At 41.2% G+C, this 19,638-nt stretch carries 18 protein-coding genes; 15 read left to right on the forward strand and 3 right to left on the reverse strand.

The window, feature by feature from the left end; genetic code table 11:
* Positions 1-27 precede the first annotated feature (27 nt).
* The 4 genes from ACTNES_RS06355 (at position 28) to ACTNES_RS06370 (ending at position 3,210) form a co-directional block, all read left to right on the forward strand.
* A complete protein-coding gene (locus tag ACTNES_RS06355) occupies positions 28-453 on the forward strand; it encodes a prepilin peptidase (RefSeq protein WP_291805558.1) in 426 nt (141 codons plus the stop codon).
* The gene (locus ACTNES_RS06360; protein ID WP_291816044.1) at positions 450-914 is read left to right on the forward strand and encodes a TadE family protein; all 465 of its coding nucleotides are present in this window, start codon (positions 450-452) and stop codon (positions 912-914) included. Before ACTNES_RS06355 ends, ACTNES_RS06360 begins: the two co-directional genes overlap by 4 nt.
* Before the next feature lies 1 nt (position 915).
* On the forward strand, positions 916-2,382 hold the full coding sequence (locus ACTNES_RS06365; RefSeq protein ID WP_291805551.1) for a DUF6382 domain-containing protein: 1,467 nt from the start codon (positions 916-918) through the stop codon (positions 2,380-2,382).
* 222 nt (positions 2,383-2,604) lie between these two features.
* Positions 2,605-3,210, forward strand: coding sequence for a rhomboid family intramembrane serine protease (locus ACTNES_RS06370; RefSeq protein ID WP_216458622.1), 606 nt, complete (start codon positions 2,605-2,607; stop codon positions 3,208-3,210).
* On the opposite strand, the gene ACTNES_RS06375 is transcribed toward ACTNES_RS06370, so the two are convergent.
* Positions 3,183-3,869 carry a sensor histidine kinase gene (locus ACTNES_RS06375; RefSeq protein ID WP_441038918.1) on the reverse strand — a complete coding sequence of 229 codons (687 nt, stop codon included), beginning with the start codon at positions 3,867-3,869 and terminating at the stop codon, positions 3,183-3,185. The genes ACTNES_RS06370 and ACTNES_RS06375 overlap by 28 nt on opposite strands.
* A 192-nt stretch (positions 3,870-4,061) precedes the next feature.
* Here ACTNES_RS06375 and ACTNES_RS06380 point away from each other — a divergent pair, with 192 nt between their 5' ends.
* Positions 4,062-4,475: an HIT family protein gene (locus ACTNES_RS06380; RefSeq protein WP_216458596.1), complete on the forward strand. Its 414-nt coding sequence runs from the start codon at positions 4,062-4,064 to the stop codon at positions 4,473-4,475.
* Positions 4,476-4,479: 4 nt separating this feature from the next.
* The gene (locus ACTNES_RS06385; RefSeq protein ID WP_216458597.1) at positions 4,480-5,028 is read left to right on the forward strand and encodes an RNA polymerase sigma factor; all 549 of its coding nucleotides are present in this window, start codon (positions 4,480-4,482) and stop codon (positions 5,026-5,028) included.
* A 1-nt stretch (position 5,029) separates the two neighbouring features.
* Here the strand turns inward: ACTNES_RS06385 and ACTNES_RS06390 are convergent, their stop codons facing one another.
* Positions 5,030-6,100, reverse strand: coding sequence for an undecaprenyldiphospho-muramoylpentapeptide beta-N-acetylglucosaminyltransferase (locus ACTNES_RS06390; RefSeq protein WP_291816049.1), 1,071 nt, complete (start codon positions 6,098-6,100; stop codon positions 5,030-5,032).
* 119 nt (positions 6,101-6,219) lie between these two features.
* Between ACTNES_RS06390 and ACTNES_RS06395 the strand changes: the two genes are divergently transcribed.
* Together ACTNES_RS06395 and ACTNES_RS06400 are read left to right on the forward strand one after the other, a co-directional pair.
* Positions 6,220-6,657: a hypothetical protein gene (locus ACTNES_RS06395; protein WP_291805537.1), complete on the forward strand. Its 438-nt coding sequence runs from the start codon at positions 6,220-6,222 to the stop codon at positions 6,655-6,657.
* A 368-nt stretch (positions 6,658-7,025) separates the two neighbouring features.
* Complete coding sequence (locus ACTNES_RS06400; RefSeq protein ID WP_300335582.1) at positions 7,026-8,642, forward strand: MBL fold metallo-hydrolase RNA specificity domain-containing protein; 1,617 nt, start codon at positions 7,026-7,028, stop codon at positions 8,640-8,642.
* Between the two features lie 99 nt (positions 8,643-8,741).
* Here ACTNES_RS06400 and ACTNES_RS06405 read toward each other — a convergent pair whose 3' ends face one another.
* Entirely contained in the window at positions 8,742-8,987 is a 246-nt protein-coding gene (locus ACTNES_RS06405) for a TIGR03905 family TSCPD domain-containing protein (protein WP_216458601.1), read from the reverse strand.
* Positions 8,988-9,251: 264 nt separating this feature from the next.
* On the opposite strand from ACTNES_RS06405, the gene ACTNES_RS06410 reads away from it, so the two are divergent.
* The 7 genes from ACTNES_RS06410 to ACTNES_RS06440 all read left to right on the forward strand — a co-directional run.
* Positions 9,252-9,950, forward strand: coding sequence for a 5'-methylthioadenosine/adenosylhomocysteine nucleosidase (locus tag ACTNES_RS06410; RefSeq protein ID WP_216458602.1), 699 nt, complete (start codon positions 9,252-9,254; stop codon positions 9,948-9,950).
* A 121-nt stretch (positions 9,951-10,071) separates the two neighbouring features.
* Positions 10,072-10,440, forward strand: coding sequence for a hypothetical protein (locus ACTNES_RS06415; RefSeq protein ID WP_291816052.1), 369 nt, complete (start codon positions 10,072-10,074; stop codon positions 10,438-10,440).
* Between the two features lie 52 nt (positions 10,441-10,492).
* Positions 10,493-11,662: a class I SAM-dependent methyltransferase gene (locus tag ACTNES_RS06420; protein ID WP_441038922.1), complete on the forward strand. Its 1,170-nt coding sequence runs from the start codon at positions 10,493-10,495 to the stop codon at positions 11,660-11,662.
* Positions 11,659-14,112, forward strand: a complete 2,454-nt coding sequence (locus ACTNES_RS06425) for a hypothetical protein (protein WP_291805522.1) — start codon at positions 11,659-11,661, stop codon at positions 14,110-14,112. The genes ACTNES_RS06420 and ACTNES_RS06425 overlap by 4 nt, the downstream gene beginning before the upstream one ends.
* A gap of 361 nt (positions 14,113-14,473) precedes the next feature.
* Positions 14,474-15,964 (forward strand): UDP-glucose--hexose-1-phosphate uridylyltransferase, encoded by a 1,491-nt coding sequence (gene galT, locus ACTNES_RS06430; RefSeq protein WP_291805519.1) that lies wholly within the window; start codon positions 14,474-14,476, stop codon positions 15,962-15,964.
* Between the two features lie 251 nt (positions 15,965-16,215).
* Entirely contained in the window at positions 16,216-18,636 is a 2,421-nt protein-coding gene (locus ACTNES_RS06435; protein ID WP_291816056.1) for an InlB B-repeat-containing protein, read from the forward strand.
* A 209-nt stretch (positions 18,637-18,845) separates the two neighbouring features.
* A partial coding sequence (locus tag ACTNES_RS06440; RefSeq protein WP_441038925.1) for an amino acid--tRNA ligase-related protein occupies positions 18,846-19,638 on the forward strand: 793 nt, incomplete at its 3' end.

The raw sequence follows: 19,638 nt of genomic DNA on the forward strand, positions 1-19,638 counted from the left end.
AGTGGATAAGAATCAGGAGAGAGGGATATGGAAGTAAACTGTATAAAAGAAGCATGTATACTGGCATTTCTGGGAGTGAATTCCTGGATTGATATCCGGAGAAAGCAGATTTCTCTGCTAATCACTGTTGTATTTGCCGGGGGAGGGATAATCTGGACGATATTCACTGAGAGTGATGCACTGGATTTCCTGCTGTGCGCAGGGACAGGGCTTGGATTTGTGGGAATCAGTATTCTTACGGAGGGATCAGTGGGAATGGGAGATGGGTGGATTCTTATGGCACTAGGAACTATGATGCGTCCAGCGGAATTTTTCACCATGCTTTTTGTGGGAATGCTGTGCAGTGCTGGATTTGCAGGAGTTATGCTGATGGTATTTCGTGGGAAAGGCCACATGGAGATCCCGTTTGTGCCATTTTTGCTGGCAGGATATCTTGGAGGGATTTTGCTATGAAAAAAATCATTATGAGAAATAGAAATATAATAAAAAAGGTCAGTAAGGGAAGCCTGACAGTAGAAACTGCCTGCGTTATGCCGTTGATTTTGCTGGTGTTGATGGGACTGATCTATCTGAGTTTCTTTGTACATAACAGAGCCTGGCTTACAGCGGCTGCTTATGAATCAGCAATCAGCGGAAGTATGGAAGGAATCCGAAAGAACGGAGAAGCGTATGAGACTGCCAGAATGCGCAGTGAAGAGCTTGGAAGTACAGGCTTCTTTGGGGCAGAGAATCTGAGTACACAGACAAATGTGGGGAAGGAAGTGCAGGTAACCTATGATCTTGATACGATTTCTTCATATGGGAATCTGAGCTGGCATTTAAGGATAGAAGGAACTTCTGCCATTATCAATCCTGTAAAACATATTCGGAAACTAAGAGCGGCAGCAGCTGTTCTAAAGGGGATGGGGGGCTAAGATGCGGACAGAATATAAGAGAGATATGAACCACAATTATTTGATCCTTTACGGAGAAGAGGAGATTAATACAGACTCCTATCAGGTGAGAATGCTGGTGGGAAATGTAATCCCCTCTCTTCTGAAATGCAGGATTCAGGGAATGGATGGAAGATTTCTTGTGTACTTTGATATTACCTCTAAACAGGCATTGAACGTTTTATATGAAGAGAAAAAGATGGAGATTGAAGATCTCCGTCTGATTTTTGGTGGTTTTGTTAAAGCTATGGAGGATGCGGCGGAATATCTGATGAACCCCGGACAGTTTATTATAGCGCCGGAATATATTTATACAGATATTGAAAAACAGCAGATTTATTTCTGCATGATGCCAGGATACGAAAAAGATATCAGAGAACAGTTTCAGCGTCTGACGGAGTATATCCTTCCAAAAATTGATCATCAGGACGGGGAGGCTGTGATTCTGGGATACGGTGTATATAAGAGAGCGATGGAGGACAGTTTTCATCTGGAACACATTAAAGAAGAACTATATAAAGTTCAGGGAACATCGACATTGCCAAAAGAAGAGAACACAGAAGTCAGGACAGGACAAAAACAAGATTTTCAGGAGTTTTCAATGGAAGAAAGACTTCAGGAAGAAAGACTCTGGGAAGCTGGAACTGTACAGGAAGAGTTTATAAGAGAAGGTGAAGCGACAGAGAAGCCTGGAATGATAAAAAAGGGAGTGATTATAATACTGGCAGCATTGTTGCTCTGCGGAATAACGGCAGTTACTCTGATGGGATATCTGCCATATATAGAAACCGGAGTTGTTATGGGAGGAATTCTTGTACTGGCAGCATGCACAATGTTGGTCGTACGTATTGTACGCAGGGGAAAGAAACCGGATACTTTACAGCAGAGATCTGCGGAGAAAAAAGGTCGAATTTCAATTAGAAATTCTGCAAATGTAAAGAAAGAAGAAGCGGATTGGAAAATTTTTGAACAGTATCCGAATTTAACTGAAACCGAAAAAGAAGAGAAATGGGAAAAACGATTCTATGAAACCATGAAAGAAGAACTGGAAAGTCCGAATCGATATCCAGACTCAAAGCCAGAGATTTCCAAAACTTTGCAGCCTCATGCGGACTATGGAGAAACTGTAGTTTTGTCTGCGGGAGCAGTATCCGGTCCGGCTAGTCTGGTGAGCAAAGAACCGGGAGAGCTGGCGACCATTTATCTGAATGAAGATATGACTGTGATCGGAAAACTGGAGACTGCCTGTGATGCAGTGATCAGTCTGCCGACAGTAAGCCGTATCCATGCGAAAATCCGAAAGCGGGAAGAAGAATATTATCTTACAGATATGAATTCAAGGAACGGAACAGCGGTAAACGGAAGACTTCTTCTTCCAGATGAAGAATATCAGCTGCAACCGGAAGATGAAGTGGACTTTGCACAGGCAAGATACATATTTCTGGCATAAATATTTTGAAAAAATACAAAATGTCTGATACAATTAAGAATAGTAATTCAGGAAAATATTGCTAATTCTTTATAGAAGAATTTGTTATGTGAATTGCTGAAGATGATTGTGTATGAAAAGCGTAACTGTTCAGCACCTCGCGGAATAGTAGACTGCTGAATAGTTACGAAAAAACAACAAAACAGACTAAAACAGACAGAAAAGAGGTAAATCTTGGAAGAAATGAAAAAAGAGCCGGTTACAGTGTTTCTCATTCTGGTCAATCTTCTTGTTTTTCTTGCAGTAGAGCTGACCGGAGGATCCGAAGATACCATGCATATGCTTCAGTGTGGTGCTGCGTATACACCATCTGTCATGCAGGGGGAATATTACAGGATTTTTACCAGTATGTTTCTGCACTTTGGTCCGCAGCATCTTGGTAATAATATGCTGGTACTTTTTGTACTTGGCGGAAGACTGGAACGTACAGTAGGAAGGCTGAAATATCTGCTGATTTATCTTCTTGGCGGGATGGGCGGAAATCTGTTGTGTATATTCCTGGAATTAAACAGCAGAGATTTTGCAGTATCCGCAGGTGCATCTGGTGCAGTATTTGCAGTAATGGGTGCTATGATCTATGCTGTGATTAGAGGCAGGGGATATATTGAAGATCTTTCTGCCAGACAGGTTGTAATCATGGCTGCATTTTCCCTTTATTTTGGATTTACAAGTGAAGGTGTGGATAATGCAGCACATGTGGGAGGCCTTATCTGTGGATTTATACTGGCAGTATTGTTCTATCATCCTTCTCGCTTACAAATTCACGCTTCGGAAGAAACAGGCAGATAGATGTTGAATCTGGAACCATGTCCGGGAGAACTGGAGACTTTGATCTGGCCGTGATGGGCAGCTATGATCTCGGCTGTTACTGCAAGTCCCAGACCGGTTCCGTCTGCTTTGTATGTAATAAATGGATGAAAGATATTCTGTAGCTGAGTTTCAGTCATTCCACAGCCATTATCTTCCACTGAAATGCAGATGTTTTCATCTGCCTGAAAAAGTCTGACTGAGATCTTGCCATCGGGCAGAGAGACTGCTTCGCAGGCATTTCTTATCAGATTAAATAGAACCTGACGCATTTTTACACGGTCAAGAAGTATTGATGTGGAAATATTTTCCAAGTGTGTTTCCAGTGTAATACCAAGATAATGTAATGTGTTTTTCTCACAGGATAGAACAGATTCCAGGAACTTCTGGGAATCTGTGGGAATCAGATTTACAGTTCCGGCATGGCTAAAATCGGAGAGCTCATTTAACAGTTCTTTGACATATTCCAGATTATCTATAAGGCTATCCCATTGACTGTAACTGCATAATTCCGGATGAGAGGACGCCATTAACTGGAGTTCACTGTTGATCAGTGAGATCGGATTACGGATTTCATGTGACAGCCTGGAAAGAGTAAGGCTAAACTCCTGTTTTAATTGTTCTGTTGTTTCAATCTGCATATCATCACCTCAAAAAAAGTGTATCATTGCGAATTTTTCACCGCAACTGATTTCGTCATGGAAATTTCGCACTAAAACGACACGCCGACAAAGTTACTGCTTGCGGAATAATGTCTGCGAACAGCGTCTGGATAAGCCTTCAGAACAAGAGCAGAGGCTTATTCGAATTATTTAGGAAAGAAGGACTTAAAAATGGATAATTGTATTTTTTGTAAAATCGCCAATGGAGAGATTCCTGCTGCAACACTTTATGAGGATGAGAATTTTCGCGTGATTCTTGATCTGGGTCCGGCAAGTAAGGGACATGCCCTGATCCTGCCTAAGTCTCATGCTGCCAATATTTATGAATTATCGGATGAGATGGCTGCAAAGGCAATGGTTCTTGCAAAGAAGATGGCAACAGCAATGACAGAAGCTCTGAAATGTGATGGATTTAATATTGTACAGAACAATGGAGAATGTGCAGGACAGACTGTATTTCATTTCCATATGCACTTAATCCCGAGATATAAAGGTGATAATGTAGGAATCACATGGACACCAGGTGAACTGAGTGATAAGGATAAAGAGGAGATTCTGTCAAAAGTAAAAGAACAGCTGTCCTGATATTTTGACATTACAAAAGATGGAGAATGTAGATTTTATAGACATTTACAAGAAATACCGCACACGTGTAGTTAATATTGCTAAGGCTATGTTGCATGATGCTGATGAAGCAGAAGATGTTTGTCAGGATGTATTTGAAACTCTGTACAATATGGGTGACACGGTAGACTTTATGGATGAAGAGAAACTGAGTAACCTTATTACCAGAATTAGTTTTCATAAAGCAACTGATCATGGCAAGATCGCATTTCGAAAATATGAACATGTGGATTCGGATGTGCTTATGACAATGACGGATATGGGTGTGAAGAGCGGTGGTAATGTAGATGAAATTATTCTGACTTTGGAAGCTGCCGGATATCTACAGACGATATTTCAAAAACTAAGAGAGAAGAACAGAATTGATTATGAAATCTATGTCAGTGTAACGTTATATGACATACCATCGCGTCTCGTTGCCAAACATTATCATATCACAGAAAATAATGTAAACAATAAAGTTATGAGGACGAGACGCTGGCTTGCCAGAGAATATAAGAAAATACGGCGATGAATTACCGTTTATTTACGCAGTCTTCGATCAGACCGGTGATTTTTTCGATAGAGTTCATATGACTGCTTCCCGACATGGCATCAATGTACGACTGTCTGTTCTGATACAATTCACGGATAGAATTAAGAAGTGTACTTTCAGTAATTTCTTCTTCCTCAAGTACCATGCTGAATCCCTGGCGCTCAAATGAACGCGCATTAAGAATCTGGTCACCACGGCTGGCATTTGCGGAAAGAGGAATCAGAAGATTTGGTTTCTTCAGTGCATTCAATTCGCAGATTGCATTGGCGCCTGCACGGGAGATAACGATGTCTGCCAAAGCAAACAGGTCGGCAAGTTCCTGTTTAATGTATTCGTACTGTACATACCCTTCAGTATCCTTGAGACTTTCATCCATTTTTCCCTTGCCGCACAGATGGATAACCTGGAATTCTTTCAGAAGTTCAGGAAGGATCTTGCGAATATTTTCGTTCACAGAGGCTGCACCCAGACTTCCGCCGATGACCATCAGAACCGGTTTCTCGTCTGTAAAGCCACAGAACTTACGGGCGGTCTCTTTGTCTCCACTCAATAGTTCCTGACGGATTGGTGTTCCTGTAAGAACTGCTTTGTCTGCGGGAAGGCTCTTGACTGTTTCAGGAAAGTTACAGCATACTTTTGTTGCAGATGGGATGCAAAGTTTGTTTGCAAGTCCTGGTGTCATATCTGATTCATGGATGATTGTAGGAATTTTGCGTTGTCCCGCAGCAATAACAACTGGAACAGTTACAAAACCACCCTTGGAAAAGACTACATCAGGTTTTAATTGTTTCAGCAATTTTCTGGCTTCGCCAAAACCCTTCAGCACACGAAATGGATCAGTGAAGTTCTTAACATCAAAATAACGTCTCAGTTTACCGGAAGAGATACCATAATATGGAATGTTCATTTCTTCAATAAGCTTTTTCTCAATTCCATCATAGGATCCGATATAGGAGATTTCGTATCCAAGTTCTTTCAGACGTGGGATTAATGCGATATTGGGGGTAACATGTCCGGCAGTACCGCCACCGGTGAGCACAATATGTTTCATAGAGATTCCTCCTGTTTCATTCTGAAAAATAAGTTACTGTTCCTTTTGGTGTGAACAGTAACGATAGTTATATTTAATATGAACCCAAGGGGAGGAATTGTCAAGGAAAGTTAAAGATTATGGAAAATAAAATAAACAGACAAACAGAAAAACGGAAGATGGATAAACTGTTGGAAGAACAGTATGCTGCAGAAACGAAAATACTTGAATCAGCACTGCTGAAGGCAGCCGGAAAAACTTCCTGGGAAGAATTTCCGGAGGAATCAGAGGAGAAGGTTCAAAGAGAATATGACAGGCTGGTTGCCAGATTGAAAGCAAAAGGTGAATATCGGGAAGCAGTAGCGGACATCAGAACAGAAAGGCTTGAAGAAACAAAAGAGCACCTGAAGAATTATGAAAATGAGTGGAATAGAACTCACAGATTTTTGAAACCTGTAGCAGCAGTAGTGGCAGCTGTTATGTTGACTGCCCTGGCAGGAATGACTGTGTCAGCAGATTTGCAGTTTGAGGATGAGACAGTGCAGACATGTGATACATCATTTTCTGAAGAAAAATAAAAGAATTTTAAATTTTTTTGTGATATTTATCATTTTGATTCGCATTATATATGTAAAGAGAGTTAACGAGTACACTTTTATAAGCTGTAACTCAAAATGGGATGTTTATAACATACCATGAAGACAGGGGAACACAGAGGCGATAGAAAACTCTGTAAGTGATGCTGAAATATGTGATGCGTAAATCGGAAACGACAAAATATCAGCTAATTATATCGTTACGTGGCAGGCGCAGAGAAAACAGAAACAGTCGAACAAGAACTGTTTCTGTTTTTTATTTTCAGAAAAATGCTATTAATCTGTTTCATTGTATTGTATAATAAATACAATAATATATGGGGTCTAAAAGTCCGAAAGGGGGTTTTCATATGAAGATAACATTTATCGGAGCAACACACGAAGTTACAGGATCATGTTATTATCTGGAGGCTGCGGGGCATAAATTTCTTGTAGACTGTGGTATGGAGCAGGGACCGGATTATTACGAGAATGTAGAGATTCCTGTTGCTTTGGGAGAAATTGAATTTGTTCTTCTTACACATGCGCATATGGATCATTCAGGTAATCTTCCTGCCATTTATGCAAAGGGATTCAGAGGACCTGTATATGCGACAGATGCAACCAGCCATCTGTGTGATATTATGCTCAGAGACAGTGCACATATCCAGATGTTTGAGGCAGAGTGGAGAAACCGTAAAGGCAGACGACAGGGGAAACCGGAATTTGTACCGGCATATACTATGGAAGATGCGATGGGCGTGATCAGAAATTTTGTAGGGTGTCCGTATAATAAAGTGATCACTCCGGCAGAGGGGATTTCAGTACGTTTTATAGATGCCGGCCATTTGCTGGGATCTGCAAGTATTGAACTGACTATCAGAGAAGAAGGAATAGAGAAGAAAATTGTATTTTCCGGAGATATTGGAAATACTCATCAGCCATTGATCAAGGATCCGGAATATCTGCATCGTGCTGATTATGTGATCATGGAATCTACGTATGGTGATCGTAGTCACGGGGAGAAACCATATTATGTACAGCTTCTGGCAAAGATTATTCAGGAAACTTTTGACAGAGGCGGCAACCTTGTTATTCCTTCCTTTGCAGTAGGACGTACACAGGAGATGCTGTATTTTATCAGACAGATTAAGGCAGATGACCTGGTACACGGGCATGATGGATTCAAAGTATATGTAGACAGTCCTCTGGCTAATGAGGCGACTACTATTTTCTCAGAGCATCAGTATGACTGCTTTGATGAAGAAGCCATGGATTTGATCAAGAAGGGAATTAATCCGATCAGTTTTCCTGGTTTGAAGGTATCAGTTACAAGTGATGATTCCAAAGCGATCAATTATGATGAAGAACCAAAGGTAATTATTTCTGCCAGCGGTATGTGCGATGCCGGACGTATCAAACATCATCTGAAACATAATCTGTGGGATGAACGGAACACTATTCTTTTTGTGGGATATCAGGCAGTTGGAACACTTGGAAGAGCTCTGATTGAGGGTGCAACAGATGTAAAGCTTTTCGGAGAACCGATTCATGTGGCAGCACATATCTGTCAGATGCCGGGAATCAGCGGTCACGCAGATGTGAATGGTTTACTGGACTGGGCGAAGGCATTTGAAGAGAAGCCGCAGAAAGTTTTTGTTACCCATGGTGAGGATACTGTGACAGAAATTTTTGCAAAACGCCTGAAAGAAGATCTGGGATATGATACAATGGCACCTTTCAGTGGAACGGAATATGATCTGGCTAATAATGTATGTCTTTATGAAGCTAAGGGAGTGAAGATTCAGAAAGCATCTGCATCTCCTAAGGCAACGAGAGCTGCCAGAGCATTTGAGAAACTTCTGGCACTTGGTTACAGACTTCTGGCGGTAATCAAAAAGAACGAAGGAACCCCGAACAAGGATCTGGAACGCTTTTCCAGAGAGGTGCAGTCACTGTGCGACAAGTGGGACAGAACAGACGTATAGCAGTTATTCTATGTAAAACAGAATAGTACAAAAATAATATGAAATAAAAATATCCCCCGAAAGTTAGAATAAAGTGTAACTTTCGGGGGATATTGGGAATTATTTATTCAGCGCTTCCTGCAGTGCAATAGAAAGCTGATCCGGACATGAAGTATTTTTGAAACCACATTTGATTCCTTTCAGTCTGCTGATCACTTCGTCAGCATCCATACCCTCTACAAGACAGGCAACTCCCTGTGTATTTCCGCTGCATCCACCAATAAAGTGTACGTTGTGAACTTTATGATTGTCATCTAATTCAAACTCAATGTGGCTGGCACAGACACCTTTTGTTTTATATGTCATGATATGATTCCTCCTGTGTAAAATAGTTTATAAGGTTACCAGATTACTGACATAAAAATCGCCAGTAACCATTATTTTGAAATCATATTATAACAGAATATAAAAAAAGTTTCCATATAAATTAAAGTTTTGCTATAATAGAAAAGAATGCAACAAAAAAGTTATCAATCTTCGAATGAAAGGTAACCTGAAATTGGCCGCCAGTTAGGACAGCCAGATAGAATAAATAAAAATACAAATATACAAAGAAGAGGTGTTTTAATAATGAAATGTATCGGAATTATCGGAGCAATGGAACAGGAAGTAGCCAAAATTAAAGAAAAAATGCAGGATGTTACAATTACATCCAGAGCGTCTATGGATTTCTACGAAGGAACTCTTGAAGGCAAGAAAGTTGTAGTTGTACGTTCCGGAATTGGAAAAGTAAATGCAGGAATGTGCACACAGATCCTTGCAGATGTGTTTGGTGTAGAAGCTGTGATCAACACAGGAATCGCAGGAAGCCTGAATAATGATGTAAATATTGGAGATATTGTTCTTTCTACAGACGTACTGCATCATGATATGGATGCAACAGGGTTTGGTTATAAGAAAGGACAGATCCCGCAGATGGATGATTTCTCTTTCCCGGCAGACGAGAAACTTCGTAATCTGGCAGCAAAGGTATGCCAGGAAGTAAATCCTGAGATCAGTGTATTCGAAGGAAGAATCTGTTCCGGAGATCAGTTTATCTCTGATAAAGGTGTAAAAGATGCTATTATTTCAGAGTTTGGTGGATTTGCAGTAGAGATGGAAGGCGCTGCCATCGGTCAGGCTGCTTATCTGAATCACATTCCATTCCTTGTAGTAAGAGCAATTTCTGACAAAGCAGACGGAAGTGCAAACATGGATTATGCAGAATTCGAGATGGCAGCAATTGAGCACAGTGTAAAATTAACTGTAAGAATGATCCAGGAACTGTAATTCAGGTTACAGATTTCTGATCTGCTGTACACGGAGAAAACAGTAATATCTCTGAAGCGAACGGTTTGAGATATTCTGCATATACTGAAATAGACAATGAAAAAGAATGCAGGATTTTAATATGTATTTCGAACCACATTTTCCGTTTCACGCGGCATATTCCAATCCTTTTATGTATGAAGGAGAACGGATGCAGGAAGAAGAGTTTAAGCTGATGAAGTCTTATTATCCACAGACAGTACAGCGTATCCAGGAGCGGGTAGAAGAGGAATGCGATCTCCTGGATTATGAGGGGAGCCGCCTGTATGATGAGTATCCAGATAAATATATGCTTTATCATTTAAGCAGCAGGATCAAAGAAAGCATACAGCCGGAGCTCAGCAGTGAGGCAGTCAGGGAAAGTTTCCTGGATGAACTGATCCAAGTAATGCTTTACCAGGAGATATCCAGAAGAAGATGTCGCAGACATCGCTGTCGGAGATATTTTTGAGTAGTGGATTGCCGAATAGTTACAATCAAATAGTATTTTTATAGAAAGAATAATGAAGAATTTAAGAGAATATTTAGAAGAACAGATAAATGAAAATCTGATACAGGCTGTTCTGAGTGCCAGCAGAAACAAAAATGGTATCTCAAAAGTGAAGATACGTCCGATCCGGCTCAAGGGACAGATCTGTTATCAGGCATCTGCCACAGAAGGGACGAAAGTCCTTCATAAGAACTACGAACGCATGCAGCTGATAGAGTATCTGGAGGCAGAACTTGCAGAGAACTTTGGACAGTTTCAGGCGCAGGGAGCAATGACAGATGGCGTAGTCCTTGTAAGCAAAAAGGGTAAAATGACAATTAAACAGAAGCACCATGCGCCGGTAGAGAAAGTTCAGATCCAGGCACATAACCGTGTAAAACAGTACATTCTCAAAGAAGGAGTTCCAGTACCGTTTCTAATAGATCTGGGTGTTATGAATGATCAGGGAAAAATTGTCCATGCCAGATATGACAAATTCAGACAGATCAATCGTTTCCTGGAATTCATTGAAGATATTCTTCCGAGACTTTCCAGAGAGAGAGAAGTAACGATACTGGATTTTGGATGTGGAAAGAGCTATCTTACATTTGCTATGTATTATTATCTGAGAGAGCTGAAAGGCTATGATGTGAATATTATTGACCTGGATCTGAAAACAGATGTAATTGAGAAATGTAATTCTCTGGCACTCAGATATGGCTATGAGAAACTGCATTTCTATCATGGTGATATTGCAGATTATGAAGGAGTATCCTCTGTAGATATGGTAGTGACACTTCATGCCTGCGATACAGCTACAGATTATGCGCTTGCGAAAGCTGTGGAGTGGGGAGCAGAAGTAATTCTCTCTGTACCTTGCTGTCAGCATGAAGTGAATAAACAGATCAGAAATGAGATGTTGGAATCCGTCCTTCGATATGGCATCCTGAAAGAGAGAATGTCAGCGCTGATCACAGATGCAGTACGTGCAAATCTGCTGGGAAGCAAAGGTTATGAGACACAGATCCTGGAGTTTATAGATATGGAGCACACACCGAAGAATCTCCTGATCCGTGCAGTAAAAACAGGAAAGAAATCAGATATTGCCAGCACACAGGACATGCTTGCAGCATTGAATATTCATCCAACTCTTGCCAGACTTCTGAATGAGGACCAAAAAGAACAGCAAGGGGGCAGACAATGAGAGGAATACTAAAAAGAGCAGGTATTCTCCTTCTTGTGTTTCTGATTGGTGTAGCAGGAACTGCGCTGCTTCTGAATAGTCAGTCTACAGATGACAGGTCTGATTTTAATGACGCTACTTTTCCGGAAGTCATGATCGACATGGATGGTACATTGATCAACCGAATGTACGGTTATGCAGAACCTATGCAGGCGGACTTTACCAGGGACAGTGTAACACCTCTGGATACTACAAAGAAACTCAAATTCAAGGTAAATCCATATAATGCGGATGTGAAAAGTTTCTCATATGAAATCCGTACTTCAGATGGAAATAAAGTTCTGGAAAATAAGAAGATCAAGAATCTCCAGAAAGAAGATTCTTATCTGACGGTAGATGTGGAAATCACCAGTGATCTGCGAATGAATCAGGAATATTCCATGCAGATCGCGCTGGAGACAGATGAGAGCACAGCATATTATTATACCCGAGTTGTTTCCAGATCACAGGTACATGCATCTGATTATGCAGCTTTTGTCAAATATTTTTATGAGGCCTGTCTGGACAAGAATACAGCAGATGACTTAGGAAGTTATCTGGAGCCGGAGACCACGGGAGCTGCTACGAATTATGCAGGAATTAATATTAATTCTTCTCTGAGTGAGATCAGCTGGGGAACTCTTGCACCGCAGTTATATCAGGGAGGTATTCCGGTTATCAAAGATATCAACGAAACAACTGCCAGTATTTCTGTTGAGTATCAGATTACATCTCAAAGTGATAACGGCGATACAGAATTGTATGATGTAAAAGAATTTTACAGGATGAAATATCAGGATACACGAATTTATTTGCTTGATTTCCAACGTTCTGCCAGTCAGGTATTCGACGGAACACTTCCGGTTTATTCAGATGATGGACTGACTCTGGGTGTGCGCGACAAGAATGTGGAATATATGATGAATGACAGCGCTACAGTGATAGCATTTGTGCAGGAGGGAGATCTGTGGTCTTACTCACCGGACAACGGAAAAGTAAACCAGGTTTTCAGCTTCCGAAAATCTGAGGACGGAGATTTCCGCGATTCAAGAACGCAGCATGATATCAAGATTGTCCGGGTGACAGATGAGGGTGACATTGACTTTGTACTTTATGGATATATGAACAGAGGAAACCATGAAGGATATGAAGGAATCGGTGTTTACCATTACAACCATGATAAGAATGTGGCAGAGGAGCGGGCATTTATCCCTGTTTCAGAGTCCTTTGAGTTCCTGAAGAAGGATCTGGAAAAATTATCCTATGTCAATGAAAACAATGAGTTGTTTCTGCTTCTGGCAAAGAATCTCTACAAGATTAATATTGAAGAGAATACAAGTGAAGTACTGGAAAAGGGAATTAAGAATGCAAACTTTGTTTCTTCTGATAATAATGATCATGCAGCCTGGCTGGTTTCAGAAGGTGATGAGAAGGGAAGAATCAAGGAAATTGATTTTGATACCTGTGAAACCCGTCTGATTACACCGGAGAAGGGACAGAGACTTCGTACAGTAGGATTTATGAATGAGGATCTGATCTATGGAATCCTGAATAAATCCGATATCCTTACAGATGAAGACGGACATAAATCCGAAGGTATTCGTGTTCTGCGTATTGAAGATTTTGAAGGAAATGTAAAGAAGGAATATCAGAAAGAGGGATTGTACATCACGGATATTTCTGTAGGAAGTACATTGATAGAGTTTGAACTTTCCGCAAAATCCGGAGATACTGCTTATGTTGCCCAAAAGAAGGACAATATTATGAACAACAAAAAGGATGCTGCGAATACAGTTAAGGTTGAGCTGGTTTCTGCATCCAGAACCGGTGTCCGTGTGAAACTGACATTGAATACATCTACGCAGACAGATTCACCGCTTGCTATGTATGCCAAGGTAAGCAGTGCAAGGCAGAAGGATATTGTATTGGATACACAGATCCCGCAGGAAACTACTTATTATGTTTATGGTCAGGGAGGACTGGACAGTATCTATACAGATCCTGCAAAAGCAGTTCTGCGTGCAGATAATCTGGGCGGTGTGGTACTGAACCGTGCGCAGCAGTATATCTGGGAACGTGGGAATAAGAAGACGAAGATACAGATGGATACAGGAGAACTTCCGGATATTATTCTTCAGGGAACCCTGGATGTGGCAACATTGAAGAAGAGCCTGAAGAAGACCGGCACAGTAATCGACCTTTCCGGGTGCAGTCTGGATAGCGTGTTATATGAAGTAAGTGCACAGCGTCCTGTGATCGCCAAAACAGGAGCCAATACCAGTGTGGTGATCGTGGGGTATGACGAGTACAATACTTATCTCTATGATCCGGTCAAGAAAGAAACTTATCCGTATGGAATGAATGACAGTACAGATTTATTCCAGAAGGCGGGAAATGTATTTATCACATATGTGGAAGCTGTTAATTACTGATATAGCTTTCGCGACAATCAGACAGGTTGCTGTTCACTCCGTGTCCAATAACACGCTTCGCGATGCACAGAATTTATGCTAATCGCATAAATTCGCGCTGTATGTCTCGGGATTTTGACATATTCATGTCAAAACACCTCGCGGGATAGTGGCGTGTGAATAGCAACCTGTCAGTTATTATTAAGAAAAATTGTGCAAATGGTTATTTACATTTGAATGATATTTGAGTATCCTTAAAAGGAAATGAGAGTTATATGACAAAATATAGCTGTTGAATAATTGCTGTTCACGGATAATATCCTGTGAGGCGTTTTTTGGAAACAAAGGGAACAGTAATAACGAAACGGAGGGAAATGTACCAATGTTATACGAGAACATTAAGAAATTAGTACAGTACGGAATTGAAACAGGGCTCACACCTGCCTGCGAGAAGAATTACACAACCAATCTTCTCCTGGATGTCTTCAAGGAAGATGAATATGTGGAACCTGAAGAAGAATACACAGACATTAATCTGGAAGAGGTTTTAAATGCGCTTCTGGATGAAGCAGTAAAGAGAAATCTAATTGAAGACAGTATCGTTTACCGTGATCTGTTTGATACCAGACTTATGAACTGCCTGATGCCACGTCCAGGTCAGGTACAGAAAGAGTTCTGGAGCAAATATGAGAAAGACCCGCAGGAAGCAACTGATTATTTCTACAAACTCAGCCAGGACAGTAACTATATCCGCCGTTATCGTGTAGAGAAAGACCAGAAATGGACTGTAGACAGTGAATATGGAAAAATCGATATCACAATTAACCTTTCCAAACCAGAGAAGGATCCGAAAGCTATTGCAGCTGCCAAACTTGTAAAGTCCAGCAGCTATCCGAAATGCCTTCTTTGTCCGGAGAATGAAGGATATGCGGGAAGAGTCAATCATCCTGCCAGAGAGAATCACAGAATTATCCCGATTACTGTAAATGACAGTCCTTGGGGCTTCCAGTATTCTCCATATGTATATTACAATGAACACTGCATCGTATTTAACAGCAGTCACATTCCAATGAAGATCGAGAAGAATACATTTATCAAACTCTTTGATTTTGTAAAACTTTTCCCACATTACTTCCTTGGATCTAATGCAGACCTTCCAATCGTCGGTGGATCTATTTTAAGCCATGATCATTTCCAGGGTGGTCACTATACATTCGCGATGGCAAAAGCGCCGATTGAGAAACATGTGACAATCCCGGGATATGAAGATGTGGAAGCAGGCATTGTCAAATGGCCATTATCTGTTTTAAGAATCCGTCACAAAGACGAGAAGAGACTGATAGAACTTGCAACACATGTTCTGGAAGTATGGAGAGGTTACACAGACGAGAGCGCATTTATTTTTGCCGAGACAGACGGAGAACCGCACAATACAATCACACCGATTGCCCGTAGATCAGGAGATATGTTTGAACTGGATCTTACCCTGAGAAATAACATTACTACAGAGGAGCATCCGCTTGGTGTATACCATCCTCATGCAGAGTACCATCATATCAAGAAAGAGAACATTGGTCTGATCGAGGTAATGGGACTTGCGGTACTTCCGGCAAGATTAAAAGAGGAACTGGAACTTCTTGCAGAATATATTCTGGAGGGAAAAGATATTTCTTCTAATGAGAAGATTGAGAAACATGCAGCATGGGTTGCAGAATTCCTTCCTAAATATGACAACCTTGATAAAGACAACATTCAGGATGTTCTCAGAAAAGAAGTCGGCAATGTATTTGTTCATGTACTGGAAGATGCCGGTGTATATAAATGCACTGCAGAAGGCAGAGATGCATTTATGAGATTCATTGATAAATTATAAGAGATTATTTACCGAACATAAGAAAGATGGATTTTACATAACAGAAAAACAGATTTGTTATTATAAAACCAAATGACATTATTTAACCAAATCAAGTAAGTCCACTGCTTCAATTGCGAAAAGCAATAAACAGTGGGTGGGGACTTGCAAAGTAATTCAGATTTCGAATGTTTGGGAATGCACAGAGAACGTCCCGCACATTTGGCAGCGGGGCGTTTTTGCAAAGTTTTGCAAATAAAATGGAGGTAATTATGTACAGAAAGAAACACGGAAGAGGAAGGCGTTTTGCCAGTGTGGTTCTGGCAGCGGCGATGATCGTTACAGCGGTTCCGGCGCAGGCAGCAGACTTTTGCTCTCCGGATAGCTTCGAACAGATTTTCAGTTCCGGAGAAGAAGACTCCGTAGACGAATTTGACACAGGAACGGAGAGTGCAGCTGCACAGGCAGCAGTCGGGCAGCAGGAGGTTACACCGACGGTGACACCTCAGCCGGATGGAACACCGACACCGGAAGCATCTCCGACACCAGAGGTATCAACAACGCCTACAGTGACACCAACGGAAACACCGACTCCTTCACCAACACCAACACCAACGCCGACTCCATCTGTGACACCGACGATCAACCCGGAGAAAGAAGTTATGCTTCGCTTCGTGGATGGAGAGGGGAATGAATGTGAACAGTTAAGAGCTGTACTGGCATGGAATGATTCTCTGATTTTGCCTAGTGTACCGGATTCGACAGCTCCAAATATGTGGAAACTGGAGAAGGATGAGGCATTGGGAGAAGCGATCACACTTAAAGGAGGAGATCTGCTTACCCTGAAAAAGGGAGAGAGCTGGGACCTTTTTATTAAGAATGGTGAGCTGGATTTCTATATGCCGAAGAAATGTACAATTTCTCTTTATAACAATTCGGGTACAAGTGTATTTTCCAAAGGTACACTGAAAGCTTACGAGACGAACACCATTACACTGCCGGATATGCCGTCAAGCAAGTATATTAATTATGGATGGACTGCTACCAAGGGTTCTTCAAATGTGGACTATGAGCTGAATACCCAGTATACGGTAACGGGTGATATGAATTTCTACATTGTGCGCCGTACAGCACTTCAGGTAAAATTTATGACGAATACCGGGGCAAGCAACAGTAAGTTTACTGCACTGAATCAGAAGATCGGCAAGGGACTTACCATAGCAATGCCGCAGGTTCCTGCAAAAACAGGTTATCAGGCTTTAGGATGGTCCAAGAGCAAGAACGCATCTTCTGCCACTTATAAAGTAAATCAGCAGGTAAAGGTAAGTGCCGCTCTGAATTTATATGCAGTTTATAAGAAACTGCCGTATACGGTTAGTTTTAATAACAATAATGGAACAAGCACAAGTAAGACTTATACATCATTAACTTTATATGCATCAAAGAATCAGATGGTAACTCTGCCTGAGGTGCCGAAGGTAAAAGGATACACTAATCTTGGATGGACAACTGTAAAAGGAAAAACGACGCCACTGTATAAGGTTGGTGCAAGCGTAAAGATTACCAAGAACACGCAATTCTATGCAGTACGCAGAAAGAGTAATTACTACACAGTTACCTATTATCTGGGAAATGGAAATACCAATGCAGCTTATAAGAAACTTACTCAGACTGTAGAAGAGGGAACTGTTGTCAAATTTGCGCAGGTACCAGCCAGAACCGGATATGTAAATCTGGGATGGTCCAGTACCAAGAATTCCACGAAAGCAACTGCCAAAGCAACTTATACAGTGACGAAAAATATTGCTCTTTATGCAGTACAGAAGAAAGCAGTTATGCTTACGCTTCACAAGTTTGGCGGAACGATTTGGCAGAAGACGACTCTGGCACAGGGGTCTACCTATAAACTGCCGGGAGTCAGAGATGCAGAAGGTTATACATTTATGGGATGGTCTTCCAAAGAAATGCAGACGGTCAGTCCGGAATATGAGGCAGAGGATACGATCACAGTAAATGGAAACATGGATCTGTATGCAGTGGTATTTAACAGATCTTCAGAGACAGATCTTTCAGAAGATGAACTTCCACAGGTAAATACTTATAAATACAAGCAGGTGATCTTTGTAGGAGATTCCCGTACAGAATTTATGGAGAATGTTCTGGAAGGAATGGGAACTTCAGCAATCAAACATGTGAAGTTTGTCTGCTCCGCAGGACAGGGGCTGAAGTGGTTTACAACTACTGGCTGGGCACAGCTTTATTCTATGGTACAGAATGATACCGGTAGTATTCTTTCTAAGAAAACAGCAGTAATCTTTAATTTTGGAGTAAATGATTTATCAAAATATGCAGATTATGTAGAATACTATAACTGGATCGCGCCGCAGCTTAACCGCAAAGGTTGCGAATTGTATTTTATGTCAGTAAATCCGTTGAACCGTACGATGCTTTCAAATGCAGGGCGTGCAGACCGAAGCGAGGCGGCAGTCAGATCCTTTAACGATTATATGAAGGCAAATCTTTCTTCTGCATATACTTATATCGATATGTATTCTTACCTGAAATCCACAGGCTACAGCTTTGCCAGTGATCACTATGGAACAGGAACTATCGATGATGGTCTGCATTATACAACAAAAACATACAAGCGAATTTATGCCAAGTGTATAGATTCACTGAGGGTACCAAGATAGGATAGATGTTATTTAAATATTATCAGGATAAAAGTTACTATTCGTTTCGTACCCGGTAACGAATAAAAAACACAGTAAATACCAGATTACTCCTTGCGTGAAATCAGGGAATAGTCTATACTAAAGGACGAGACAGCTGTTATGAGAGAACAGCGTTTCGTCTTTTTGTGTAATATCCACAACGATGAGGAGAAAGAGGAAATATAGATATGAAGTTAACAACAGTAAAAGAAATCTACAAAGAGAGAGAGAAATACCTGGACAAAGAGGTTACTGTAGGAGGATGGGTACGAAGCGTACGTGATTCCAAGACTTTTGGATTTATCGTTCTTCATGACGGATCCTTCTTTGAAACTCTTCAGGTAGTTTATCATGATACAATGGATAACTTTGCTGAGATCAGCAAATTAAACGTAGGTGCTGCTATTATCGTCAAAGGTACACTGGTAGCAACTCCGCAGGCAAAACAGCCATTTGAGATCCAGGCCACAGAAGTCAGCGTAGAGGGTACTTCTGCACCGGATTATCCGCTTCAGAAGAAACGCCACAGCCTTGAATACTTAAGAACTATCACACATCTCCGTCCGAGAACAAACACATTCCAGGCAGTATTCCGTGTACGTTCTCTGTGCGCTTATGCGATCCATCGTTTCTTCCAGGAACAGGGATTCGTGTATGTTCATACTCCACTGATCACAGGAAGTGACTGTGAAGGTGCAGGTGAGATGTTCCAGGTAACAACACTGGATATGAACAATATTCCGACAGATGATAAGGGTGCTGTAGATTACTCTCAGGACTTCTTTGGAAAAGAAACCAACCTGACAGTAAGCGGTCAGTTAAACTGCGAGACTTTTGCACAGGCATTCCGTAATGTTTATACATTCGGACCAACATTCCGTGCAGAGAACTCCAATACAACCCGTCATGCAGCAGAGTTCTGGATGATCGAGCCTGAGTGTGCATTTGCAGACTTAAATGACAACATGGATCTTGCAGAAG

Origin of the sequence: Blautia sp. HCP3S3_D9 (genome assembly GCF_052063845.1) — a bacterium.
GTDB lineage: Bacteria > Bacillota > Clostridia > Lachnospirales > Lachnospiraceae > Blautia_A.